Below are 24166 nucleotides of genomic sequence, written 5' to 3' on the forward strand. Positions count from 1 at the left end.
AAACGGAGCCTGATAGTCACGTTGCTTAGTCAAACGTTGCTGATTTATTTTTTCTAAGTTGAGCGAACTACATGCATCTAGTCTTCATTTTATGGATTTCTTTTCCGCTTGGCTAGCCTTTCAGGAAAAATAAATAAAAAAAATTAACCCGTTTTGTGTAACGAGCAATAAAAAGCTCGAAAGCTGGGAAAAATATCTGATTAGATATTTTCCCCAGCTTCGTCGATGTCTTTCATGACGTTTGATAAGATCCCATTTACGAATTTTCGTGATTGGTCATCACTGAACGTCTTGGCTAGTTCGATAGCTTCATTTAAAACAACTTTATTGGGCACTTCGGATGTGTAAAGCATCTCGTAGATCCCTAAACGTAAAATGATCAGATCCATTTTTGCGATCCGAGTGATGGACCAGTTTTTGCGCAAATGTTTTTGGATGATCTGGTCAAGTTCAGCTTTGTGTTCTAACACGCCACCTACCAGCTGGTCCAAATAAGCAGGAACAAAGGCGTCTTCATCTTCTGAAATAAACGCTGAGTGATCTAAAGCCAACGCGTTTTCGATCGCATCATTTTTAGTCAATTCTTGATTGAAATCTAGCGGGAACAAAGCTTGTAAGGCTTTTTCCCGAATCTCGTGCCGTGATAATTCTTTACTCATTTTTTTCCTCTTCATCATTGAATAATTCTTCTAATGTCGGTTGTTCCATTTTTTCCGCAACCACTCCAACGACATGGATATTAACTTCCAATAACTCGACGTCGGTCATAAATAAAACTTGCTGTTTCACTTTTTCTTGCATTTCCATCGCCACTTTAGGAACAGAGATCCCATAATCTAAATACGTGTAAATATCAACTTTCAGACCATTCTCGTCATTGGTCAAATAAACACCTTTGCCGTGGGACGCCTTGCCGAACAATTCCGTCACGTTGCTGGCTAAAGAACCCCGCATGCCGTAAACGCCCGGCACTTTGGCAGCTGCGATCCCAATGATGATCTCAATGACTTCCGGCGCGATGATGATCTCGCCTAAGTCTTGGTTTTCACTTAAAACTAAATCTTTTTCTTCTGCCATGTGAAATTCTCCTTCTTCGTATCTTCGTATTAAAGTAAGAAGTTTTAGTTAAACTTCTACTGATTCTCAGGCCGTATACCATTCTACTAGTTCTCAATTGAAGCAGTATATCGCTTCTTCTATATAATAGAAGAAACTAGTCTTGCTCACGATTACGCACGTGACACGTAGCTGTTGTCAGTTGTGTTGATCACGAGTTTGTCGCCTTGGTTGATGAAAAACGGCACGTTGACCACTAAGCCAGTCTCCATCGTCGCAGGTTTCCCGCCCCCAGAAGAAGTATCGCCTTTGATATTTGGTTCGGTCTCTGCTACTGCTAACACAACCGTATTAGGTAAATCTACCCCTAAGATCTCCGAGCCGTACATGATCACATTGATCTCGGTATTTTCTAAGACATACATCATCTCGTCTTTGATCCGCGCTTGCGGGATCTCGATTTGTTCATAGTTATTGACATCCATAAACACATAATTTTCGCCATCGTCATACAAGTATTGCATTTTGCGATTGTCGATTTGTGCTTTGGCGACTTTTTCACCCGCTCGGAACGTTTTTTCTTGCACGGCACCAGTCCGCAGATTTTTTAATTTAGAACGAACGAATGCTGCACCTTTACCTGGCTTCACGTGTTGGAAATCTACGACCCGCCAAATCCCGCCATCAAATTCGATCGTTAAGCCAGTTTTAAAATCATTTACTGAAATCATGAAAAAATTCCTCCTTGACATTCCTCTAAAAATCAATTTGCCTTTAGTTTATCATTAATTATCGCCAGATGCGAACCCTTTACTAGAGAATGATCAATTCTTTTGTCGCATTCGTCAAGCGCCGGTTCCCGTCTGGAATCACCAGCAAGTCGTCTTCGATCCGAACACCGCCTAAGCCAGGCACATAGATCCCCGGTTCATCTGTAACAACATTTCCGACTTTCAACAGCCGATCATTTGAGGCAGCTAGATTTGGACCTTCATGGATCGCTAGTCCGATCCCGTGACCAGTGGAGTGCCCAAACTCTTTGCCAAAGCCCGCATCCGTGATGATCTGGCGTGCCACTTGATCTAGTTGGCTACCAGAAACGCCCGGCTTACACGCTTTGATCACCGCTTCTTGGGCATGCAAGACGATCTGGTAGATCTCTTTCAACCCTTCGCCTGGATCACCGATCGCAAAAGTCCGTGTGATATCAGAAACATACCCTTGATAAACACAGCCGAAATCTAAGGTGATCAAGTCGCCTTGCGCGATTTTTTTCTCACTTGCCACCCCATGAGGTAGCGCAGAACGATAACCGCTTGCTACGATCGTATCAAACGACACCCCGCTGGCTCCCAGCGAACGCATATAAAAATCTAATTGATTCGCGACTTCGATCTCGGTCATCCCAGGGCGGATCGTTTTTAAAATATAATCGAAGCCCGCGTCGGCGATCTCACACGCTTTTTGAATCAACGCGACTTCAGCATCATCTTTTTGCTCCCGTAAAAATTCGATCATGCCACTAGCAGGTGCAAGTTCCACGTCGAAATTTTCTTCAAAGACCGAATACTCAGCATACGTCACAAAGTCATCTTCAAAGCCCACGACAGACAACTGATCTTGCTCGATCAACTTCACGATCGCATCTGCTGCCGGACCTTGTTGCTGAATGATCTGGAAACCTTCTGTCTGTTCTTGGGCTTGCTCTACATAACGAAAATCCGTAATGAAATACGCGTGATCCAACGTGATGAGCGCATATCCTGCTGTACCAGTGAAACCAGTCAAATAGCGTAAATTTTCTGAGCTCGTGACAAAAAACGCATCCATGACTTGCGCTTGCATTCCTTGTCGTAATTTTTCAATTCTGTTTAACATTCCATCTCCCCCAATCCAGTCAATTCCAGTATAACAAAATTTTTGAGAAAACGTTGGCTGAAACTGCCTGTTGCGCCGTTAAAAAAAATCTAACGCGCACCACCGTTTTTTCAAACGTTTCCGCCATTTCAAAACGGCTGTATGACTGACCGCGTAATAGCGGCTCATCTCCATCGGTGAAAGTTTGTAACACAAACTGCCAGCTAAATAACGCTGTTCGCCAAAAGTCAAAGCGGGAAAACTGCGCGTCAATTGGTCGTGCAACTCCAGTGTCGTCTCAAACGCTGTCTGTTGGGCTGGCGGAGTTTGCAGCACTTTTTCGACCAGCTCTTCAAAGCGTTTTTGTCGCCGCTGCGTATCGCGTACTTGCCACAGAAAAAAATTGTACAGCAAGGTGACCGTCCTACGATTAGGAATCGACAAGTCACGCACTTGGCTTTTTTGAAACAACGCTAAACGCAAAATCTGGACATAGTCTTCATAGTCTGGCTGGCTTTTTTTCACTTGGCATCGACACATTACTTTCATCATCAAAGGTTGATACTGTCGTAATAAACGTTCATACACTTGATCGGTCATCTCGGTCGCCTCCAAATTTTTATTTGCTGACTAGCGACTTAAAAATAACTTTTCCAATCACGACTCACAAAATTAATTTTTCATTAATTTCCTCCGATTTTGCTATTTGATGACGTAAAAAAAGGTTTAATGTAAGCGCTTAATAAATTTGATCTAAGGAGCGAATCATTTGATGGCTACGCTAAAAATTCCCCAAAACAACCAAAATTATTTTGCTAAAACCTTCCCCCTGCTAGACACTAAAATTGCTAGCGCCGCTTGGAATTTACTGCTTGAATCCGGGACCGTCTTCGACCACAATGAACGCAATGAATTCATTGCACTACTCCCTTTTCCCGGGAAAAATCTAACGGTAGTCATTTACGCTGACCACTATGCGATCGCCACTCAGCAAACCCAACAGCTACTCACGACTTTTGCTCATACCTTACACTTAGCTGACCCCAAACAGATCCAAGCCGCGATCAAAACCGTTTTCCCTTTTGCACAATACAAAACCCCCGTCACAAACTCACGCTTTGTGTTAGTCCCGCTGGAAAAAGCGACCCACGGCATCTGGCTCAATCCCGCCATGATCTACCAAATAACGCTTTCAGAACAACGAACGATCGTCGAGATGACGAATGGCTTGCGCGTCGTCTCCCCGATCCAAATCCATTCATTAGAAAAAGCTGCCATCAACGGACTTGCTTTGCACGCTTGTTTCAAACGTGATTTTCAAGTCGAGTGGGGCCCCGCCGTCTTGCGCTCGCCGTTAGAATTTTTGCAGTTGACTCACACCCCGTTCACTAGTAAGCTCAGCCGCAAAAAAAATTTACACATTTGGCACTGCACACATGGCGATCTGTTTACCGCGTTTGTCGAAGTAAGGCGACAAGCAGCAGTCGCTGACTATTGCGAACTTTACGGCTATGAACCAGAATAATCTTAGAAAGTAGGAATCCAGATGAAACCAATTTTAGATATCAGTGAATGGCAAGTCCCCACAAATTTTGATTACACCGCGATCGCCCAACAGATCAGTCACGTCATCGTTCGCGTCCAATACGGCTCAGCTTATTGTGACCGCCATTACGCTACTCACTTGCAACGTTTCAAAGCTTTGGGGATTCCCGTGGCCGTTTACGCTTGGGTGCGCGGGACCGATCACGTTGATATGGAAGCTGAAGCTTGTATTTTTTATGAACGAGCAAAATCATTTGACCCGACTTTTTACTGGTTGGATGTTGAAGAACAATCGATGACCGACATGCGCGGTGGCGTGGAAGCTTTCCGTTTTAAATTAAAATCCCTCACCGAGCAAAAAGTCGGTGTCTACATCGCCAACCACTTATACCATAAGTTTAATCTTCTGACGGAAAATTTTGACGCGCTTTGGCTGCCGACTTATGGGACTGACTCCGGCTACTATGAAACCGATCCAACCGCTACGGACCAGTTCGACTTGCATCAATACACTTCAAACGGCTGGCTGACTGGTTACCAAGGTCCGCTCGATCTCAATCGATTAAGCGGTCGCAAAAAATTGGACTTTTTCACGCAGTCACAAGAAATCCCTGCACCATGGGGACATGCCGAAAATGGTCAGTTCACCTTACAGACGGCGATTCATTTACGACAAGCACCGGCAAGTGACGCCCCGATCATCGCGCTTTTGCCCGCAGGTGAAGTGTTGGAGTATCTCGCCTTCAACCATCAAAATGGTCATGTCTGGCTTCAACAAAAAAGAAGTGATGGAACTTTTGGCTATTTAGCTTCGGGAACATCAGACGGCACCACCCGTACTGGACCAGCTTGGGGAACCTTTAGTTAACGCAAAAAGCTCGCAGTCGTTAAGTTGACTGCGAGCTTTTTTGAGTACGTAAATTCATTTGAACACTAACTGATTTTGCCAAATGTAACGAACCATTTTTTAACGGTTCCGACCGACAAAATAAGATACGACAGCCACGACGACAACCGCTCCGATGATTGACGGAATCAAAGCCATTCCAGCTAAATGCGGGCCCCAGTCACCTAAGATCCCTTGACCGACAAACGAACCGACTAGGCCAGCGATAATATTGTACAAACAGCCCATCTTCTCGCCTTTTCCGGAGATCGCGCCACCAATCGCACCAATAATTGCACCAACGATCAACATCCAAATAAAATGCATGGGTCTCTCCTCCTTTTTCGTATTAAGGTTAAAATTTTTAGCCAAAAATTTTTGCAGTTCCTCAAGCCGTATACCATTCGACTTCATCCGCTAAAGCGCAAAGGCGAACTGGCATCCTTTTTCGTATTAAGGTTAAAATTTTTAGCTAAAAATTTTTGCAGTTCCTCAAGCCGTATACCATTCAACTTTATCCGCTAAAGCGCAAAGGCGAACTGGCCTCGTTGAAATTAACAAACTTTAAAGAACAGCTTCTACTTAAGGATAGCACATTTTAACAAAATGCTCATTTCTCACGCTTTTTATTTTGAATCTTGAATTTTATCAACGCGGCTATCCACTCAACCAATCACGCAGCTCCTCAAATGAATTTGAAAATAAAAAACTTTTACCAAGTGAATGAAACAAAAGAAGCAACTGCCAGCTGACAGTTGCTTCTTGGCACGAATCAAAGCTCTATGAAGTAGCGTTTTTTGTGAGCACTTTTTGCTTTACGCAAAAATTTTCGTCTTGCGATCACTTTGAACTGCCGATCTTTCAAGCGCCACACTTTTGCTTTGATCTGCGGCAGATCAAATTTACTATTCAAATAATAAATGTCCCCTGGCAGCTGCTTCAATTCCACTTTCCCATTTGCGTCACTGACTGCTTGAACGATTTGATCCGCTACTTTTACCGGTTGCTTTCCACGTCGCATCATTAAGTCAAAGGTTACACCAGCTTGTGGCTTACCAGCTTTTTGTAAATAAAAAACTAGATCAAAATTCCGTTTGCGGCTTTGGTAAAGAATGATCTTGCGCCAAACAAAATAAAAGAAGAGCAGTAAAAAGACCCCACAACCGATCAGCAATCCTACTAACCGATACAGATGATAGTTCTTTGTCTGTTCGATTTTTTTAGTCGCTGATTTCGGATACGGAATTCGTTTTCCCGTCACGAGCAAGCGATGGCTATTGATCCCATAAGGCGTACATGTCAAAAGCGTCACGATGTCTCTTCCTGCTTGGATCTTCAAAGACTCCAAGTCATCAGGCTTCACAACCCTGATCTGATCGACTGCATACGCTAATTTCTGATCGCCGATATGCAAAAAAAACTGGTCCCGCATTCCCAATTGATCTAGATCAGTAAATAATTTTTTATCCGGCAAACCAGTATGACCTGTGATAACCGCATGTGTATCGCGCCCGCCCACTGGATATGAAGTCCCTTGCAAAACCGTCGCACCTTTATCCAACAACACATCACTCGTTCGATCAAACACTGGCAAACTGACATTGATCTTCGGAATAAACAGCGCACCAATCGTTCGATCCAGGAAATACTCTTTTTGCGGGCTCTGCATCTTATGCTGCGTCTCATCAAACGGATCATCAAACTGTCCTACTCCGGGGATCTGTGTTTTATTTTTTTCATTTTCTTTTTTTAATTGAGCGACTCGTTTTTTTGCTTGCTCATGATGGTTCTTATCCATCGCTTGCTGGACTTGCGCTAACCTGTACTGGTCGATAAAATTATTGATCGAATCCACAACAAACGGATACATGAATATCAAAAAGCCCATCATGAACAACAGCGCCATCAACAAGCGTAAACCTAAATTTATTTTATCATCGCGTGTTGGTTTAGTTTGCATAAGGCACCTCCCCACCGTTATTTTCTCATATCCACCGAAAAAAAAGAAACTTCATTTTGAAGTTTCTCTAATTTTTTTGATTTTAAAATGAAATTGGGTTACACCTCGGCTGTTGCTTGGTGTGATTTTTTTAAATCTAAGCCTGATCCCCAACTCAACTCACCTACTGATAGAAATCTACGTTGAATTGGTTATACAAGTGAGCGATTATCTCAGATTTGAAATTAGTAACTTCTCCCGCATTAAATTCTGAAAACAAATTTTTCCAGCACAAATAATACTAACCATAGTCAAAAATACTGAACACTTCTTGAATTAATTCAAAAATAAACAGCCGCTATGTCGGTAATAGCATAAGCTAAAATTATTATTTTGATCAAGAATTGTTTCCAATTTGATTCCCTCAATTTTTTACTTTTTTTAACTGTCACAGTCCCCACTGCTATTCGCGGTTTCTGCCGTAAATAGTTGTTTAACACTTGGATCGGTGTTTGAATGCAGCGCAAAAAATGGTTCACCCATTGCTCGATCACTCGCACTAACTGATGAACGCTCACAACGGTTTTAGCTAGGAGTTTTTTCCATTCTTCGGTCGTGAAGTAAGTCTGAAAGAAATAAAGATAGCGTTTTAATTTGCGACGAATGCGTTGAGTCTGAAAAATGTCACGAATCAATTGTCGACAAGGACACTCCACTGGATGAGCGACTAGACGTTGACGAATTTGTAAAATATAAACCAGCTGCACCATCATGTCAGGATCACCTTTTTCTGCGTAAACTTTTTTAAAACGGCGTTCTAACGTTATCATTTTCAAATTGAATAGTTGATACAACGTAAATGGTTCATTCGTATTTTTCATTTTTGCCACGTCCTCTCATTGTTATAAACGAAACTTTTCGCAAAAAAGAAACTGCTCAGCAAATTTTTTTGCTGAACAGTTTCGACTAATTTTTTTATTTGTTACTATCTTTTAGACTAGCGGCTCATATTCAAGGATCACAAAATTTTTTCCATACGTTTTAGTGCAACAAAAAAAGCCAGCCACCTCAACTTGAGATGACTGACTTTTAAACAATCAAAAGTGATTATTTTAAGGTAACGCCAGCGCCAACTTCTTCTAAAGCAGCTTTTAATTCTTCTGCTTCTTCTTTAGAAACGCCTTCTTTAACTGGTGCAGGAGCGCCATCAACTACAGCTTTAGCTTCTTTCAAGCCTAAGCCAGTTGCTTCACGAACTGCTTTGATAACTTTAACTTTTTGGTCGCCGACAGAAGTCAATTCAACAGTGAATTCTGTTTGTTCAGCAGCGCCACCTTCAGCAGCAGCAGGACCAGCAGCTACAGGAGCAGCAGCCGTTACGCCAAATTCGTCTTCGATAGCTTTTACTAAGTCGTTTAATTCTAAGATTGTCGCGCCTTTAAGTTCTTCGACAATGTTTTCAATGTTCAATGCCATTTTAAGTTTCCTCCGTTTTATAAATAATTTTTTTATGCAGCGATTAAGCTACTTCGTCTTCTTTTTCTGCGACTGCTTTGACAGCATAAGCCACGTTGCGGACTGGTGCTTGTAAAACAGATAAAAGCATAGATAAAAGACCTTCGCGGTTTGGTAATTTCGCAAGAGCAGTGATTTCTTCGATTGAAGCCACTTTTCCTTCGATGATCCCGCCTTTGATTTCTAGTTCTTCTGCATTTTTTGCAAATTCAGCAATGATTTTTGCTGGTGCAACAACATCTTCATTTGAAAATGCGATCGCAGTCGGACCAGTGAAGACTTCATCCAAACCATCTAAGCCAGCTTGTTTAGCCGCCCGAGATAAGATCGAATTTTTGATAACTTTCATTTCAACGTCAGCTTCACGTAATTGTTTCCGAAGTTCAGTGACTTCTTCTACAGTTAAACCGCGGTAGTCAACGATGACAGCTGAAGTAGCTGCTTCGAATTTTTTCGTAACGTCATCAACGATTGCAGCTTTTTTAGCGATTGCTACTTCACTCATTGTATATTTCACCTCCTGATTTTGATGGAAGAGTTTTTTTGACAAACTAATAATAGCTTGTTTCTTTTAAAAGAAACTCCGCTCCCATTAATCGCCCCGTGCTATTTGCCAGCTCTTTTATAAATAAAAAAGTGACAAACACACAAAAAAACTCCATGCCACCGTAGACATAGAGGGACTATTGAATGTTCTCAATAATTGTCCTCGGTAGGAAATTAAGACTTGCGTCACCTACTGTCTTCGGTACAGTTAAATTCTTAACCTCAACTACCTTATCATAGACAAGATAGTTGAGTCAAGAATAAATTGATAATTTACGTATAGAGACTCCGCTCACGTTGTTCGCCCAGTAATAATCATCATCAGTTCTGTCAGGTTTACGCGCACCAACTATGGTGGCTAAGCTCCTTCCAGTCGTCTAATACTGTTCAACATCAGCTCTTACTCAAAAAACAAGCGCTGTGTTTCTCAGCATGATTCTGATTAAAATGAACCTTGTTCAACGTGGATCCCAGGTCCGAATGTTGTCGTTACTGAGATATTTTTGATGTATTGACCTTTAGCCGTTGCAGGTTTTGCTTTGACTAATGTATCATTGATCGTTTTGAAGTTTTCAACTAGTTTTGCATCATCAAATGATACTTTACCGATTGGCACATGTACGTTACCGGCTTTATCAACACGGTACGTTACTTTACCAGCTTTAACTTCTTCGATTGCTTTCGTTACATCCATTGTAACCGTACCAGTTTTAGGGTTAGGCATTAAACCTTTAGGACCTAAGACCCGGCCTAGACGACCAACTGTAGCCATCATGTCTGGTGTTGCAACAACAACGTCAAAGTCAAACCAGCCACCTTGGATTTTTTGAACTAAATCGTCGTCACCAACGAAATCAGCACCAGCAGCTTCTGCTTCTTTGGCTTTTTCGCCTTTTGCAAAAACTAAAACGGTTTGTGTTTTCCCAGTTCCGTTTGGTAATACAACGGCCCCACGGATTTGTTGATCCGCTTTTTTAGGGTCAACACTTAATCGATAAGCAACTTCAACAGTTGCGTCAAATTTTGCTGCGTTTGTTTCTTTAGCTAAAGCAATTGCTTCTTCAACAGAATATGCTTTTGAGCTATCAACTTTTTTCAATGCTTCTTGCATTTTTTTGCTTTTTTTAGCCATTTTGTTTCCTCCTTATGTGGTTATAACGGGTTAAACCTCCCACGTGTTCTGATTTTTCAATCAAGAGCCAACTGAGAAGCTTTGGTGGTTCAGGAATTATTCGACAGTAATCCCCATGCTTCGTGCAGTTCCTTCAACCATGCGCATTGCTGCTTCAACGTCAGCTGCGTTTAGGTCGGCCATTTTAGTTTCAGCGATTTCTTTAACTTGATCTTTTGTAACTTTCGCTACTTTTGTTTTGTTTGGTTCGCCAGAGCCTTTTTCAACTTTGGCTGCTTTTTTAAGTAAGACAGCGGCTGGCGGTGTTTTTGTGATGAATGTAAATGAACGATCTTCATATACAGAGATCACGACTGGAATGATCAAACCTGCTTGATCCGCGGTACGAGCGTTAAATTCTTTTGTGAAGCCCATGATGTTGATACCGGCTTGACCTAGTGCAGGACCTACTGGGGGAGCTGGAGTTGCTTTACCTGCAGGGATTTGCAATTTAACGAGTTTTTCTACTTTTTTTGCCACGAGACATACCTCCTTGAGTCCGTGATGTGGTTAATGGAGATCAAGATTTCTCCTCCCACTTTTGTGTCGCTTTCATTTGAAAACACACTAGGACATTCTAGCAAATATTTTGCGGCATTGCAAACCCTTTTAACTACTTCACAAATTTTCCCACAATAATAATTCTATGGGAAAGTCTTGATACAGCATTTAGAATAACAAAATAAAAATTTAATAGCTCTTGTTTGTGAAAGCGATTATGTTACACTAAAATCGTATGGCTGAGTGATTTTCATCGCAGCAATTAAGGAGGGTTAAAATAATGGAAGTTTTAAAATATCGAAGTGTGTTTGATATCATCGGACCGGTCATGGTTGGGCCGAGTAGTTCCCATACCGCCGGCGCCGCTCGGATCGGGAAAGTGTGTCGGATGATTTTTGGTGAGCGGCCTGATTCAATCGAGTTCGACTTGTATGAATCATTTGCTAAAACCTACCGCGGTCACGGAACCGATGTGGCCTTAGTGGGCGGAATCTTAGGAATGGACCCCGATGATCCTCGATTGTCTGATTCGTTGAAAATCGCTTACGAAGAAGGAATGGAAGTTTTATTCGTTCCAAAAAAAGAAATCGCCGATCACCCCAACACGGTAACGATGCATTTGAAAAAAGACGATTTCAAAATGTCTGTCACCGGAGTTTCCATTGGTGGCGGGAATATCCAGATCACCGAATTGAACGGCTACAGCATGTCCCTTTCGATGGGCGTACCGACTTACATCATCATTCACCAAGATGTACCGGGCTTGCTTTCGAAGATCTCAACCAAGTTTGCTGAAAAAGGCTTGAACATCGGAAAAGTCACGATGACCCGGCAAACAAAAGGCGACAACGGCATCATTTTAGCTGAGATCGATGATAAACCAGAAGATGCAGATGAATTACGCCGCGAGATCAAGAGTCTTCACGATGTCTTGAGCGTAACTTACTTCAAATAGAAAGGGGAAAATAGCATGTTTTATTCAATCGAACAACTGGTGGAACAAGCGCAAGCTTATCCGACGATCGGCGAATTGATGATCGCTACAGAAATGGAATTAACAGATCGGACTCGAGAAGAGATCATCGCGTTGATGGAACGTAATTTAGAAGTGATGGCTGGCTCGATCGAAGAGGGTGTCGCAGGAGTGAAATCCGTGACCGGCTTAACAGGCGGAGATGCTAAACGTTTAGATGATTACATCAACAGTGGAAAATTTTTAAGTGGCGAAACGATTTTGACTGCTGTCCGGAACGGGATTGCCGTTAATGAGGTCAATGCGAAGATGGGCTTAGTCTGCGCCACGCCGACAGCAGGTTCAGCCGGAGTCTTACCTGGCGTCTTGATGGCCGCACGAGAAAAATTAAATCTGACGCATGAAGAACAATTAGATTTCTTATTCACAGCTGGTGCTTTTGGACTTGTAATGGCAAACAACGCCTCGATCTCTGGAGCTGAAGGCGGCTGTCAAGCTGAAGTCGGTTCAGCCAGTGCGATGTCTGCAGCCGCACTAGTTGCAGCAAATGGCGGTACTCCTGATATGGCTTCACAAGCTTTAGCTATCACGCTAAAAAATGTGATGGGCTTGATCTGTGACCCAGTCGCCGGCCTCGTTGAAGTGCCGTGTGTCAAACGAAATGCGATGGGCGCCTCGCAAGCGTTCATCTCAGCTGACATGGCCTTAGCCGGCATTCGCAGTGTGATCCCACCAGATGAAGTCGTGGAAGCAATGTATAAAGTTGGGCGCGCAATGCCGCAGATCTTCAAAGAAACAGCAGAAGGCGGCGTGGCAACGACGCCAACTGGTTTGCGCATCAAAGACGAGATCTATGGAACCAAAGAAGAAACGGTGAATGCGTAACATTTAAATAGAAAAAACCAGTTTGCAAAAACTTGCAGACTGGTTTTTTGTTTTAAATTACGGTTTATAGTAATTTCGTATTTTTAACTTCTTCGATCGTTTTGGTACCGGCAAGTTGCATCGTGATCGATAATTCTTTGTTCAAGTGATCCATCACTGATTTCACCCCAGCTGCCCCGCCAAGGTTCAACCCGTAAATGATCGGACGACCGACTGCAACGAGATCTGCACCGCTCGCTAATGCTTTAAAGACATGTTCGCCACGACGAACACCGCTATCAAAGACGACTGGCACGCGTTTGTTGACGACGTTTGCGATCATTGGTAAAACATCAAATGAAGCAGGTCCGCCATCTAATTGACGACCGCCGTGATTCGAAACCCAAATCCCGTCAGCACCAGCTGCAATCGCAACTTCTGCGTCTTCTGGTGATTGGATCCCTTTGACAAAGACTGGTAAGTTGGTCAAGTCTTTGATTTTTTTGATGTCGGCTGGCAATAGACCTTGTTTAGCTGCCGCATAAATTTCGGCGATCCCTTTGCCTTCACCATTACCGCTCGCACTTCGTTCACTGTAAGCCGCTAAGTTTGGCATTGGTAGTGGAAATTGGAAATGGTTGACGACGTCTTCTTCACGGTAACCGCCTAATGTTGAATCAACTGTTAAGATGATCGCTTTAGCACCAGCTTTGACTGCTTTATCCAAAATAAATTCGTTGAAGCCGTCATCTTTACTCATATACAATTGGAAAAATTGGGGCGCGTTTGGAGCTGCGGCCGCCGCATCTTCAATCGTAGTGTTAGCATAGGTTGAAATCGAGAAGATCGAACCAGCTTCCGCCATTCCCTTTGCCGTATCGGTTTCGCCTTTTTCATGAGCTAAACCTTGAGCGGCAGATGGTGCTTGGATGATCGGTGTCTTCAAATCGATGTCCCATAGTTTAGTGCTGAGGTCCGCTGCATCGATTCCGCGTAACACGCGTGGCATGATCGCTTTTTTATTAAATGAAACTGTATTTTCTTTCATCGTCCATTCGTCTTCAGAACCGCCGCGAATATAACCGAACGCCCCTTTTTCCATCCGGTCTTTCACTTGTGCTTCCAATGAGGCGATGTTAACAATTTCTAATTCGTGTTCTTCATTACTTGCTTGATAAGTCATAACCAAATTCCCTCTTTCGTTTGCTTTACGGTTATTACCTTATCACCCTTACAAAAAGTAAGCAACTATTTACACTCGTGTTTTTCAAAAAAAGCAGTACAGATTTTTTCAGCTGTCTCACTGGCACTCAATTGGTCAGTGACTAGTCTCAAATAGGGAACCCGCGGCAAGTGACGGGCAAATTCTGAAAGCTCAGATGTTTGGCGTTCTGCTTCATGGCTGGTCACTAATAATTTTTCTGAAGCGCTCAAATCGCGCTTAGCTGGTTTAGCGGCTAATCGATCCGCACCTTGATTACGTTTCAAACGGGTCTCCAGCGAACTAACTAATTCGACAAAATAAACGGCTTGCCCTTTACGCATAAAAATGTGCGCGATTTTTTTGAGAAAGCGCCAGTCTCCACGACTTGAAAAATCGATTTGAACAGTAAAGATCAATGTCTGCGTCGCATTTTGGGCGGGCGCTTTGACAAAAGCTTTAAATAGCCCAATCCGAGTTTGATCCGATAATTTGAACGCTACGGGTCGATAGCCTAAAAAATCAGCGAATAGATCGAGCGTTTGATGATTGTACAACAGCTTGCCTGTGATGCGCTTTTCAACTTCGCGCCCCACGGTCATCTTCCCCACAGCCGGAGGACCCATGATCACGAGCAAACTCATGGCTTAGCCTCCCACAAGAAGTTAGCGACATCCCGATCGACTGTCGGATTTTCATGCAACTGGCTGTGATGGGCGTCTTCGCCTTTGATGATCCGATAACTGATGGGATTTCCGTGCTCTTTTAACAGCGCATAAGCTCCTAGCGCACTAGTGATGGGCACGGTCCCGTCAGAAAAAGTCTGATCATTCAATTGTCCGCCCATCATCAAAATGGAAATGTTTTTCGGAACATTGTCGATATTTTGCGCATAATCATGGTAACGGCTGGACTCTGGGGTCGGTCCGTTTTGCAACACTTGTTTGATGGTTTGAGTAGCAGAAGTATCATTAAAATCATTGAAGGGCGAGCCGATCGTGATCATTTTTTTGATCTTCGGTGCATCTTGTGGTTGGCCATACGTGACTAAATAGCGCAACGAACTGACACCTCCCATCGAATGACCAACAACATTGATCTGTTCGATCCCTGATTTTTTCAAATAGCGCATCACATCATAGATCCAATCGGTTTGGTTCCATTCATTGTTTTGATTGTCAGCAAACAACACTTGGATGCTGGGATTATCTTTTTTCTTTTCTAATTTACCTTGGGTTTGCAGTGTGCCATCTGGTTGAACGGTAATGATCATTTCTTTTTTCGTCAGCCCTTTTGCTTGCAGGCGATGGATCATCCCGCCAAACGAATTGATCGTCCCACTATAGCCGTGAAAATAAACTGTCGGGGTCGCACTTTTAACAAAAGCCGGTTCAGCTTTAGTCGAGCTGGCCGCTTTTTCCGATGTCGCTGATTTTGTTTGCTCGTTCCCGCACGCCGTTAACGTGATCAAGGTCGCTAAAGTCAACAGACTTAAAATTATTTTTTTCATGGTCGTTCCTCCGTTAAATATGAAATAAGTTGCTTGCATTATAACGCAAAAAAAGCTGAGAGCCACCTCCCAGCTAAATGAATTAAATTTTATCGATTTGATCAAAATCCAATTCGGTACTCGTCTCGCGACCGAACATGTCGATATTGGCTTTGACTTTTTCTCGTTCGTCGTCGATCTCGGTAATGACACCTTCAAGTCCGGCAAACGCGCCTTCGATGATCTTCACAGTCTCGCCGACTTCGACATCTAACTCATGTTGACGCGTACTCATCCCAAGTGAGCGCAAGATGTGGTTGATCTCTTCTGGCATCAATGGAGCGGGCTTGCTGCCGGCACCGTGTGAGCCGACAAATCCAGTCACGCCTGGTGTGTTTCGCACGACGTACCATGAATCATCTGTCATGACCATCTCGACTAAGACATAGCCCGGGAATGTTTTGTGAACGATCTCTTTTTCTTTGCCGCCTTTGACTTCAGTTTCTTTTTCTTCTGGGACGACAACGCGGAAAATATAATCCTCCATCCCCATACTTTGTGCCCGTGATTCGATATTGGCTTTGACTTTATTTTCATAGCCGGAATACGTATGTAAGACATACCATTGTTTTTCAAAAGATTCCATTACTTGTGATCGGCTCCTTATCCGTAAAATAAAAAAACCTCAGGATCGCCAAGGCTTTTTCTCACACCAAGTATAGCATGCTTTTTTTAAATTTGCTACTGACGAATTAACGGACTACCAATTTGAACAACGCTTGGATCGCCGTATCCATCACGAAAAACATCGCCGCAAAAATAATCGATGTTTCAATGACCACTAATGAATCATGGGCTAATTTTTTCTTTGATGGCCAAGTGACCAATTTCATTTCTTCTCTGACACTACGTAAAAACTTCACGACAAGTCCTCCTATTTTGTTTCTTTATGTAGAGTGTAACGATTGCAATGTTTGCAAAATTTATTGATCTCGAGGCGTTCGCCTTTTTTGCCTTCGCTGACGGTCTTGTAATAGTTTCGCGATCCGCAAACGGTACAGGCGAGAGCAGCTTTTTTAGTTGCCATAGTGCATCCTCCTTACATAACTTCGCAAAATAACAGTATCATCTCAAGGGCGGTCTGTCAATCCTCCCACAAAACTTTGGTGTTTTTTGGATTATTTCTATTGTATAATGATTAATGATCGCCTAACCTTTTTTGTTTAGGCTCGTAGCAGTTATTTGAATTTATTGGAGGGCCTACTATGTTACTAGAGAGTTTAGTATATCCAAAAGAAAATCTGACGACTATCACTGAATCGGCGACTTTACAAGAAGCATTGGCTCTGTTAGAAGAAACTGGTTTTCGTTGTGTTCCGATCTTAGATGAAAGTAAACAAATTTTCCGCGGCAATATTTACAAAATGCACATTTACCGTCACAAAGCAAACGGCGGTGCGATGGACTTGCCCGTCACTTACTTATTAAAAAACGCCACCAAGTTCATTTCGATCCACACTTCATTTTTCAAAGTCTTTTTTACGATCAAGGAACTCCCTTACATCGCAGTTTTAGATGAGAACAATCACTTTTATGGGATCTTGACTCACAGCACCTTGCTCAGCATGTTAGCCCAAGCATGGAACATCAAAGAAGGCAGTTACGTCTTGACGATCCGTTCCGAAGGTAAAAAAGGCGAATTGGCACAGATGACAAAAATCATTTCTCGCATGACTAACATCGCCAGCTGTATCACGTTAGATGTCGGCAAAGATCACAAGGGCCGCCGCACGCTGTTCACCTTGCCAGCTGGGGTGGATGAAAATAAACTCAACACCATCATCGATCACTTAGAACGCAAAGGCTTCAAAGTCGCTGAAGTCGAGGCGTTGACAGATTATTAAACGGTCTGAGGGGTTAAAAAAACCACCGATTAGCAAACCAATTTTGTTTTGGCAAGCTGATCGGTGGCTTTTCTAGTTTGACTGAACAGTTAAACTAGAAACGATTCACGGTTACTTTTTCAGTATCGTCTGACTCTCCAAAGCTTTAAATATGCTCCGCAAAGTGCAGCCGTTTGTTCAAATAATACATCACGGGAGCTGAGAGGCTCATGATAATCGCTTCACTCACAGCTGTCCAGCCATATGTTGGCCAAAAGGGTAATTCAGCGGTCAAGTGCAACATCCACGCAATCAGTGCCATACTGATGGTAAAAAAGAAAACATTTATGCCCATGCGGACTTTGATATTGTTGATTTTATTTTCCAACAGTGCCGTCAGGGCTAACGCGATCAACGTTTGACTACCGCCAAAAACGACATCCAACCAGCCCATGCCAAAGATCAAATTATAGATGACCACGCCGCCGAAGATTCCCCATAAATAGTTGCGATTGAAAACGACGAGATGGTTCAAACTTTCTGAGATCCGAAATTGGATCGGGCCAGATGCGACCGGCGAGACTAAGATCGTCAACGCTAAATAAAGTGCCATGATCACACCGTTCGTGATCACGAACGTCATGCGCTTTGTTCTTGTAAGATTCATTTTTTTCCTTCTTTCTCCGAGTTTTGTTAACGCGGGATGGTTGATGAACCGCGGTTACGTTCAAATCATACGGGTTTCATTTCCTAAAGTCAACGCATTTTGAAACGCAAATCTTCTTATTCAGCGTTTCCTCTGTTATAATAGTCACCTGAAAGGACGAAAAAACTCATGAATTTTCATTATCATTTGCTGATCAATCCGGCAGCCGGTTCTGGCAACGCGCAGCAAACCGCCAAGCTAATCATCCAGCTGTTAGATGACGGCGATTATACATATACACCTTATTACACCAAAAAAGCCGGTGATGAACGAACCCTCGTCGCTCGCTTACAAGAACTTTTGACTCCTTGGGAAAGTGAGCCCGCTGATCCGCCTGAAGTTTTTCATTTACTAGTAGTGATCGGTGGAGACGGCACACTGCATGGCGTGGTCAATGAGTTATTTTTGTTAGGCCGCACTTTACCTGTCAGCTATATTCCAGCCGGCTCGGGGAATGATTTTGCGCGCGGGATCGGCCTTTCCCGCGATCCGCAAACAGCATTCAATCAGCTCACACAAGCAAAAGCACCGCAAAAACTCAACGTCTTGGTCTATGAAGAAGCGATCAAAGAAGAGATGGGCATCGTGTTGAACAATGTCGGGATCGGTTTAGATGCGTTAGTGGTCGCAACGACCAATGTGTCAACATCAAAAAAAATGTTGAACAAGTACCATCTCGGGTCAGCATCTTATGCCTTTTATGTGTTAAAAGCGTTGTTCACCCAAAAAACGTTTCCGATCTTAGTCGAGGTCAACGGGCAAGAGTTGGCGTTTGAGCGGGCATTTTTATGTACGACCACGAACATTCCTTATTTTGGCGGTGGAATTCCGATTGCTCCGATGGCCGATCCTAAAAAAGAAGTCGTGGATCTCGTCGTCGTGGAAAAACCTAATTTATTGGCGATCTTGCACTTTTTATTCCAACTCATCCGCAAAAAACACACGAAAAATAAGCACTACCAACATTTTTCCAGTTCGAAATTACGAATCGTTTCAGTCGTACCACAACCCGGTCAAGCCGATGGCGAGATTTTGGGCGAACGCTCCTATGATTTGAATTTTTCAACGGCCGAACAATATATTTGGTACTAAATCAGGAGTCGGACAACTCGATTGTCTGGCTCCTGTTTTTCGTCTTTTTACGGTTGCAGCAAAACTTTACCGATATTTTTTCCGCTTTCTAAAAACTCATGAGCGGCTTTGCCTTCAGCTAATGGAAAAATCGTTGGTTCGCTGACTGTGATCTGCTGCTTCAAAAAGTAGCGGAAAAGACGCTGGCTGCGATGTTTTCGTTCGCTAAAACTCGTTAAGTAATCCCACAAGTCACCCGTCAAAATACTTTTAGATTGGGCCAATAGCGGAACAAGATCGATCGCTGGCGGATTGCCTCCTGCCATGCCGAAAAAGACAACTTTTCCGCGGTGTCCGATCAATTCAAGACTTTGCGGGAGAGTCACCCCTACGCCGTCATACACCGTAGCAAACGTTCCAGCGTGAGCTTCGACCCAATCATTTTCGCGGCTGTTGAACACTTCACGAGCTCCGCGTTGTATGGCTAATTCTCGTTTTTCAGCTGATGAAGCCATTCCAAATACTTCGATCCCATCTGCAGTCAACATTTGCGCTAAAATTTGCCCTACGCCGCCGCTAATCCCGGTGACTAACACTTTGGCACCAGCTTTATTTTTTCCTATATCATGGGCTAAAAAATCAGCAGTCAACCCTTGTAACCCGATCGTTACTGCTAATTTTTCATCCAGCTCCGGTGGCAAATAGATCGCGTGATCTTGTGGCACCCGCACATGTTCAGCGTTGGCAAAAGGCACGTCTACAAACAACACGGTCCGCCCGATCTGTTCTGCTGAGATCCCCCCGCCAACTGCGATGATCTTCCCCACACCTTCATAGCCATTGATATAAGGTGTATGAGGTTCTAGATGATACGTCCCTCGCCGCCGGTAGATATCTGCGAAGTTCAACCCAATATAATGCGTCTCGACTAACAGATCCATTTTCCCGATCACCGGATCTCCCACGATCCCATATTGCAAGACGTCACTCGTGCCAAATTCTTTAAAATACAATGCTTTCATTCACTCCACCTCGTTTAGTCATCGTTAGCTCTAACGTTGCTTTTTTATCTTGCACTAAAATTTTTTACTTGTCGGCTAAATGTTTCTAGCTAATACTTCCATCATAATCAGCCTACGCCAAAAAAGCCAGCTATTCACACAGCTGGCTGTTACATAAAGTTCTGTGGGCTCACGCCATCCATCCCGATCATGGGGTCGATGGTTTGTTGCAAAACTAGTTGTGGAGTCAATACTTGGGGCCCAGTCGGCACGTTTTCAGCCCCACGTTTCGTTGTTTGATACACTGGCGCAGTTTCTGTGATCACATCTGATTCCGCAATGGGTTGTTCTTTCGAATCTGTCGCGAGTAGTCCGTCAACTTTTTCTTCCAGTTCACTCACAGCATCTGGACTTTTTGCAAATGGTTCACTCACGGGTTCTTTGACCACTAACTCAGGCAGATCACAAGCTGTGGCGATCCGTTCGATCAACGTCGTTTGGCGCGTGGCCGCTTCATGGGTGACGCATTCACTAAACGCCGCTTCTTCCCCTAATAAGATCAGTAAGTCTTTGCTGCGGGTGACCGCCGTGTAAAGTAAATTTCGTTGCAGCATGCGAGAATATTGCCGCACCATCGGCAACAACACCATCTGAAACTCACTGCCTTGCGCTTTATGGATCGAGCAACAATACGACAGTTTGATCTTATTCCATTCACTGCGTTTATACGACACTTCCGTCGCATCAAACTGGATCACGAGTTCATCGACTTTTTCATCAGATTGTTTAGCTGGGATGATCCCTGTGATGATTCCCATATCGCCATTAAAAACATTGTCCTCGGCATCGTTGACTAGCTGTAAAACTTTGTCCCCGATCCGATAAACTTGGTCGTTCCAGCTGACTTCTTTTTTCGTTCCATCATTGGGATTAAAAATCTCTTGCATCATTTTATTCAACGCATCGATCCCTGCTGGTCCCCGATACATCGGGGCTAAGACTTGCACATCTTGTGCGGAAAAACCTTTGCTTTTGGCTTTTTCAACGATTTGAGCGATGACAGTCTCCATTTGATTGGCGTGACAAGCGATAAAGGAACGGTCTTTTTTATTTTGTCGAAAATCAGCTGGCAACTGGCCTTCTTTGATCTCATGAGCTAATGGAATGATACTAGAATCATCCCCTTGCCGATAGATCTCAGTTAACTCACTTTGCGGGATCGCGTCAACTTCTAGCAGATCATGAAAGACTTGCCCGGGTCCGACAGATGGCAGCTGGTCTTTATCCCCCACTAAGATGACTTGCATATTGGTGGGAATCGATTTCAACAACGTATTCGCCAACCACGTGTCCACCATCGACATCTCATCGACGATCAACAGCCCGCCATCCAATTCCCGTGCCTCAACATCAGGCGTTTTGTCATGTCCATTCAGACCTAACAAGCGATGGATCGTGCTAGCCGGCAACCCCGTCGTCTCATTCATGCGTTTGGCTGCCCGACCAGTGGGAGCCGCTAGTAAAATCGGAAAAATCTTTTGCGTATAATCACTGGGGTCTAACGACAGATCATTTAATTCCGCAAACAACTGGACGATCCCATTGACCACCGTCGTTTTCCCGGTTCCAGGCCCACCGGTCAAAATGAACAGCGGCGAGGTGATGGCGTCTTTGATCGCTTGATCTTGTGAGTCGCCATATGTGATGCCTAAACGTTTTTCGATCACGCGTAATTTTTTTTCAACTTTTTCAGCTGGATAATTGATTTCTTTTTTACGTTCCAATAGTCGGGCGATGCTAGTGCCAATACCCCACTCGCTGTAAAAAAGCGTCCGCTCATAAATTTTCGTTTCTTCTTGCGCGATTTTTTCTTCTTCCACCAATTCAATAATGGCATCGGCAATTTGTTCTGGTGTGATCGCCACCGGCCGCGTACTTTCCAATAGCTGCATCACTTCTTCTAACAATACTTGCGCTTCCACATACGTATCGCCGCTTTGATTGGCATCTTCTGTTACTTGATGGATGATCGCTGCCCGAATGCGTTGACGACTATCCGCCGCGATCCCTAATTGTTCCGCTAAACTATCCGCTTTTTTAAAACCGATCCCTTCCACATCTTCCACTAATTGGTAAGGATTTTCGTGGATCACATCTAAACTTTGGTTGCGGTATTTTTGATAGATCGCAAACGACAACTGCGCGCCAAAACCATAATCAGATAACCCGACGATCACTTTTTCCATGCCATAATTTTCTTGAATCGTCTTGATCAGCAGCTCGCGTTTTTGATTGTTGAGCCCTGGCACTTGTGCCAAGACAGCAGGATCTTCCACGATATGATCGATCGCGCCTTCGCCTAAGACTTCGACGATTTTTTCTGCTGTTTTTTTACCGATCCCGGGAAACTTGTCGCTGGCTAAATAATTCACCACGCCATTGACACTAGTCGGCTGCGCTTGTTCATAACGCTCCACGGCAAACTGCCGGCCATACCGGGGATGATCGACAAAATGCCCGAAAAAGCGATACGCCTCGTCTTCTTGCACATCGCCAATACTCCCAGTTACCACGATTTCCGCTTCATTATAATCCGTGTTCGTCTCTTTGACTTTGATCAAGAGTACTTTATAAAAATTGCTGGGATTTTGGAAAAAAATCGCTTTTAACGTCCCGACGATCATTAACGCTTCTTCCGGCATCCTCTCATCTCCTTTTTACAGCAATGGATCTGGCTTTTGCCCGATTTTTTCTAAAAAACTGATATCGTTCCATTTTAGCATTTTATATGGCGGTTCGATATGATCAGTTTCCAAGATCGTCAAACTGTTGTTGAACAAGCCGCCTTGCTCCCGTAATTTAGCCAGTGGTTTTCCCGTCAAATATTGGATCGCTGCCGTCAATGCCGCTCCGTGCCCGACAAACAACAAAGGACCACTTTCCGCTTGTGCCACTGCTTGTTCGACTAATTTGCAAATGCGCGCTAACATGTCTTCGATTTTTTCACCACCAAAAGGAGTGGGATCATATTTTTCTAAGTGATGACGCAAATTTTCCAAATCATGAGGATGCTGCTGGATCATTTCTGGGATCAATTGCCCTTCCAATGAACCCAGTCCTAACTCCCGCAAATCATCCGTCCGAACGATCTCTGCCGGGTGTTTTAAATGATGATTGATCCCTTCTGCGGTCAAATACGCACGCTTCAAACTGCTGGTATAAATTTTTTCAAACGGCACATCGGCTAAAGTCTTACCTAACTCTTCGATCGCCGCAAAACTTTCCGGCAACAGCGGTGAGTCACCTAGCATCCCTTGAAAACGTTTCTCTTCGTTCCACTGCGTTTTGCCGTGGCGCGTAAAATATAATTTCATCTCATAGCCTCTTTCTTAATCCAACTTATCATGATCATAATGGTGCGTTAATTCCAAATTAGGAAATCCTTGTTGGCGCAACGCTTCATAGACTACCATGATCACCGTGTTGGACAGATTCAACGACCGCACATGCTCATCATTCATCGGGATGCGCAAACACTTGTCTTCGTTTTCTCGCATGAAATCTTCTGGCAAACCCGTCGTTTCTTTTCCAAATAAAAAGAAATGATCCTCATCGGTCGTGTAATCCACTTCTGAATAAACACGATGCGCAAATTTCGAAATCAAATACAGCTTCCGCTCACCTAAATAGTCCAAAAACGCCGGTAAACTTTCATGATACGTGATATCCACCGCATCCCAATAATCTAGTCCTGCTCGCTTCAAATGTTTATCATCGGTGGAAAATCCCAGTGGCTCGATCAAATGCAGCGGCGTGTTGGTCGCCGCACACGTCCGTGCGATATTTCCCGTATTAGCCGGGATCACTGGTTCAAACAATACAACATGATTGGTCATAATTTTTGTCCTCCTAATTCGAGTAAAACCCGCACCACAAAGTCCGCGCACCACATTTTTAAAAAC

At 43.7% G+C, this 24166-nt stretch carries 29 protein-coding genes and 1 other annotated feature; of the genes, 6 read left to right on the forward strand and 23 right to left on the reverse strand.

The window, feature by feature from the left end:
- Positions 1-200 precede the first annotated feature (200 nt).
- The 5 genes from nusB to GVJ38_RS05165 form a co-directional block, all read right to left on the reverse strand.
- Positions 201-659 carry a transcription antitermination factor NusB gene (gene nusB, locus GVJ38_RS05145; protein ID WP_159722109.1) on the reverse strand — a complete coding sequence of 153 codons (459 nt, stop codon included), beginning with the start codon at positions 657-659 and terminating at the stop codon, positions 201-203.
- Positions 652-1077, reverse strand: coding sequence for an Asp23/Gls24 family envelope stress response protein (locus GVJ38_RS05150; protein ID WP_159722110.1), 426 nt, complete (start codon positions 1075-1077; stop codon positions 652-654). The genes nusB and GVJ38_RS05150 overlap by 8 nt, the downstream gene beginning before the upstream one ends.
- 152 nt (positions 1078-1229) lie before the next feature.
- On the reverse strand, positions 1230-1787 hold the full coding sequence (gene efp / locus GVJ38_RS05155) for an elongation factor P (RefSeq protein ID WP_159722111.1): 558 nt from the start codon (positions 1785-1787) through the stop codon (positions 1230-1232).
- A gap of 82 nt (positions 1788-1869) precedes the next feature.
- A complete protein-coding gene (locus GVJ38_RS05160) occupies positions 1870-2934 on the reverse strand; it encodes a M24 family metallopeptidase (RefSeq protein ID WP_159722112.1) in 1065 nt (354 codons plus the stop codon).
- Positions 2935-3012: 78 nt separating this feature from the next.
- Positions 3013-3513, reverse strand: coding sequence for a hypothetical protein (locus GVJ38_RS05165; RefSeq protein ID WP_159722113.1), 501 nt, complete (start codon positions 3511-3513; stop codon positions 3013-3015).
- A 172-nt stretch (positions 3514-3685) separates the two neighbouring features.
- Here GVJ38_RS05165 and GVJ38_RS05170 point away from each other — a divergent pair, with 172 nt between their 5' ends.
- Both GVJ38_RS05170 and GVJ38_RS05175 read left to right on the forward strand, forming a co-directional pair.
- Positions 3686-4438 (forward strand): hypothetical protein, encoded by a 753-nt coding sequence (locus GVJ38_RS05170; protein WP_159722114.1) that lies wholly within the window; start codon positions 3686-3688, stop codon positions 4436-4438.
- A 21-nt stretch (positions 4439-4459) separates the two neighbouring features.
- Positions 4460-5326 carry a GH25 family lysozyme gene (locus tag GVJ38_RS05175; protein ID WP_235032818.1) on the forward strand — a complete coding sequence of 289 codons (867 nt, stop codon included), beginning with the start codon at positions 4460-4462 and terminating at the stop codon, positions 5324-5326.
- Positions 5327-5425: 99 nt separating this feature from the next.
- Here GVJ38_RS05175 and GVJ38_RS05180 read toward each other — a convergent pair whose 3' ends face one another.
- The 7 genes from GVJ38_RS05180 to rplK all read right to left on the reverse strand — a co-directional run bounded on the left by GVJ38_RS05180 (position 5426) and on the right by rplK (position 10995).
- Entirely contained in the window at positions 5426-5671 is a 246-nt protein-coding gene (locus GVJ38_RS05180) for a GlsB/YeaQ/YmgE family stress response membrane protein (RefSeq protein ID WP_159722115.1), read from the reverse strand.
- A gap of 445 nt (positions 5672-6116) precedes the next feature.
- Positions 6117-7304 carry a class C sortase gene (locus GVJ38_RS05185; protein WP_159722116.1) on the reverse strand — a complete coding sequence of 396 codons (1188 nt, stop codon included), beginning with the start codon at positions 7302-7304 and terminating at the stop codon, positions 6117-6119.
- Between the two features lie 320 nt (positions 7305-7624).
- Positions 7625-8164, reverse strand: a complete 540-nt coding sequence (locus GVJ38_RS05190) for a hypothetical protein (RefSeq protein ID WP_159722117.1) — start codon at positions 8162-8164, stop codon at positions 7625-7627.
- Between the two features lie 226 nt (positions 8165-8390).
- Positions 8391-8759, reverse strand: coding sequence for a 50S ribosomal protein L7/L12 (gene rplL, locus GVJ38_RS05195; RefSeq protein ID WP_159722118.1), 369 nt, complete (start codon positions 8757-8759; stop codon positions 8391-8393).
- 43 nt (positions 8760-8802) lie between these two features.
- Positions 8803-9303 carry a 50S ribosomal protein L10 gene (rplJ, locus tag GVJ38_RS05200; protein WP_159722119.1) on the reverse strand — a complete coding sequence of 167 codons (501 nt, stop codon included), beginning with the start codon at positions 9301-9303 and terminating at the stop codon, positions 8803-8805.
- A gap of 135 nt (positions 9304-9438) precedes the next feature.
- Positions 9439-9565, reverse strand: a sequence feature (ribosomal protein L10 leader region).
- A gap of 221 nt (positions 9566-9786) precedes the next feature.
- Entirely contained in the window at positions 9787-10476 is a 690-nt protein-coding gene (rplA, locus tag GVJ38_RS05205; protein ID WP_159722120.1) for a 50S ribosomal protein L1, read from the reverse strand.
- A 96-nt stretch (positions 10477-10572) separates the two neighbouring features.
- Complete coding sequence (gene rplK / locus GVJ38_RS05210) at positions 10573-10995, reverse strand: 50S ribosomal protein L11 (protein ID WP_159722121.1); 423 nt, start codon at positions 10993-10995, stop codon at positions 10573-10575.
- Between the two features lie 301 nt (positions 10996-11296).
- On the opposite strand from rplK, the gene sdaAB reads away from it, so the two are divergent.
- Together sdaAB and sdaAA are read left to right on the forward strand one after the other, a co-directional pair.
- Positions 11297-11971 (forward strand): L-serine ammonia-lyase, iron-sulfur-dependent subunit beta, encoded by a 675-nt coding sequence (gene sdaAB, locus GVJ38_RS05215; RefSeq protein WP_159722122.1) that lies wholly within the window; start codon positions 11297-11299, stop codon positions 11969-11971.
- Positions 11972-11986: 15 nt separating this feature from the next.
- Complete coding sequence (gene sdaAA, locus GVJ38_RS05220; RefSeq protein WP_159722123.1) at positions 11987-12874, forward strand: L-serine ammonia-lyase, iron-sulfur-dependent, subunit alpha; 888 nt, start codon at positions 11987-11989, stop codon at positions 12872-12874.
- Positions 12875-12938: 64 nt separating this feature from the next.
- Here sdaAA and GVJ38_RS05225 read toward each other — a convergent pair whose 3' ends face one another.
- The 6 genes from GVJ38_RS05225 to rpmG all read right to left on the reverse strand — a co-directional run bounded on the left by GVJ38_RS05225 (position 12939) and on the right by rpmG (position 16630).
- Positions 12939-14036: a lactate oxidase gene (locus tag GVJ38_RS05225; protein ID WP_159722124.1), complete on the reverse strand. Its 1098-nt coding sequence runs from the start codon at positions 14034-14036 to the stop codon at positions 12939-12941.
- A 65-nt stretch (positions 14037-14101) separates the two neighbouring features.
- Positions 14102-14698 (reverse strand): hypothetical protein, encoded by a 597-nt coding sequence (locus GVJ38_RS05230; RefSeq protein WP_159722125.1) that lies wholly within the window; start codon positions 14696-14698, stop codon positions 14102-14104.
- Positions 14695-15564 carry an alpha/beta fold hydrolase gene (locus tag GVJ38_RS05235; RefSeq protein ID WP_159722126.1) on the reverse strand — a complete coding sequence of 290 codons (870 nt, stop codon included), beginning with the start codon at positions 15562-15564 and terminating at the stop codon, positions 14695-14697. The genes GVJ38_RS05230 and GVJ38_RS05235 overlap by 4 nt, the downstream gene beginning before the upstream one ends.
- Positions 15565-15646: 82 nt before the next feature.
- The gene (nusG, locus tag GVJ38_RS05240; protein WP_159722127.1) at positions 15647-16189 is read right to left on the reverse strand and encodes a transcription termination/antitermination protein NusG; all 543 of its coding nucleotides are present in this window, start codon (positions 16187-16189) and stop codon (positions 15647-15649) included.
- A 106-nt stretch (positions 16190-16295) separates the two neighbouring features.
- Positions 16296-16466 carry a preprotein translocase subunit SecE gene (gene secE, locus GVJ38_RS05245; RefSeq protein ID WP_159722128.1) on the reverse strand — a complete coding sequence of 57 codons (171 nt, stop codon included), beginning with the start codon at positions 16464-16466 and terminating at the stop codon, positions 16296-16298.
- 11 nt (positions 16467-16477) lie between these two features.
- Positions 16478-16630 carry a 50S ribosomal protein L33 gene (gene rpmG, locus GVJ38_RS05250; protein WP_159722129.1) on the reverse strand — a complete coding sequence of 51 codons (153 nt, stop codon included), beginning with the start codon at positions 16628-16630 and terminating at the stop codon, positions 16478-16480.
- 178 nt (positions 16631-16808) lie between these two features.
- On the opposite strand from rpmG, the gene cbpA reads away from it, so the two are divergent.
- Positions 16809-17447: a cyclic di-AMP binding protein CbpA gene (gene cbpA / locus GVJ38_RS05255; RefSeq protein WP_159722130.1), complete on the forward strand. Its 639-nt coding sequence runs from the start codon at positions 16809-16811 to the stop codon at positions 17445-17447.
- A gap of 145 nt (positions 17448-17592) precedes the next feature.
- On the opposite strand, the gene GVJ38_RS05260 is transcribed toward cbpA, so the two are convergent.
- Positions 17593-18093 carry a QueT transporter family protein gene (locus GVJ38_RS05260; RefSeq protein ID WP_159722131.1) on the reverse strand — a complete coding sequence of 167 codons (501 nt, stop codon included), beginning with the start codon at positions 18091-18093 and terminating at the stop codon, positions 17593-17595.
- A 168-nt stretch (positions 18094-18261) separates the two neighbouring features.
- On the opposite strand from GVJ38_RS05260, the gene GVJ38_RS05265 reads away from it, so the two are divergent.
- Positions 18262-19224 carry a diacylglycerol/lipid kinase family protein gene (locus GVJ38_RS05265; protein ID WP_159722132.1) on the forward strand — a complete coding sequence of 321 codons (963 nt, stop codon included), beginning with the start codon at positions 18262-18264 and terminating at the stop codon, positions 19222-19224.
- Between the two features lie 47 nt (positions 19225-19271).
- On the opposite strand, the gene GVJ38_RS05270 is transcribed toward GVJ38_RS05265, so the two are convergent.
- The 4 genes from GVJ38_RS05270 to trmL all read right to left on the reverse strand — a co-directional run bounded on the left by GVJ38_RS05270 (position 19272) and on the right by trmL (position 24100).
- Positions 19272-20225, reverse strand: coding sequence for a zinc-binding dehydrogenase (locus GVJ38_RS05270; RefSeq protein WP_159722133.1), 954 nt, complete (start codon positions 20223-20225; stop codon positions 19272-19274).
- Between the two features lie 149 nt (positions 20226-20374).
- Positions 20375-22906 (reverse strand): SF1B family DNA helicase RecD2, encoded by a 2532-nt coding sequence (gene recD2 / locus GVJ38_RS05275; RefSeq protein ID WP_159722134.1) that lies wholly within the window; start codon positions 22904-22906, stop codon positions 20375-20377.
- 15 nt (positions 22907-22921) lie between these two features.
- Positions 22922-23578 (reverse strand): histidine phosphatase family protein, encoded by a 657-nt coding sequence (locus GVJ38_RS05280; protein WP_159722135.1) that lies wholly within the window; start codon positions 23576-23578, stop codon positions 22922-22924.
- Positions 23579-23593: 15 nt separating this feature from the next.
- On the reverse strand, positions 23594-24100 hold the full coding sequence (gene trmL / locus GVJ38_RS05285) for a tRNA (uridine(34)/cytosine(34)/5-carboxymethylaminomethyluridine(34)-2'-O)-methyltransferase TrmL (RefSeq protein ID WP_159722136.1): 507 nt from the start codon (positions 24098-24100) through the stop codon (positions 23594-23596).
- Positions 24101-24166: the final 66 nt, after the last annotated feature.

The sequence above is a fragment of the Enterococcus sp. CSURQ0835 genome, assembly GCF_902706605.1.
Lineage (GTDB): Bacteria > Bacillota > Bacilli > Lactobacillales > Enterococcaceae > Enterococcus_A.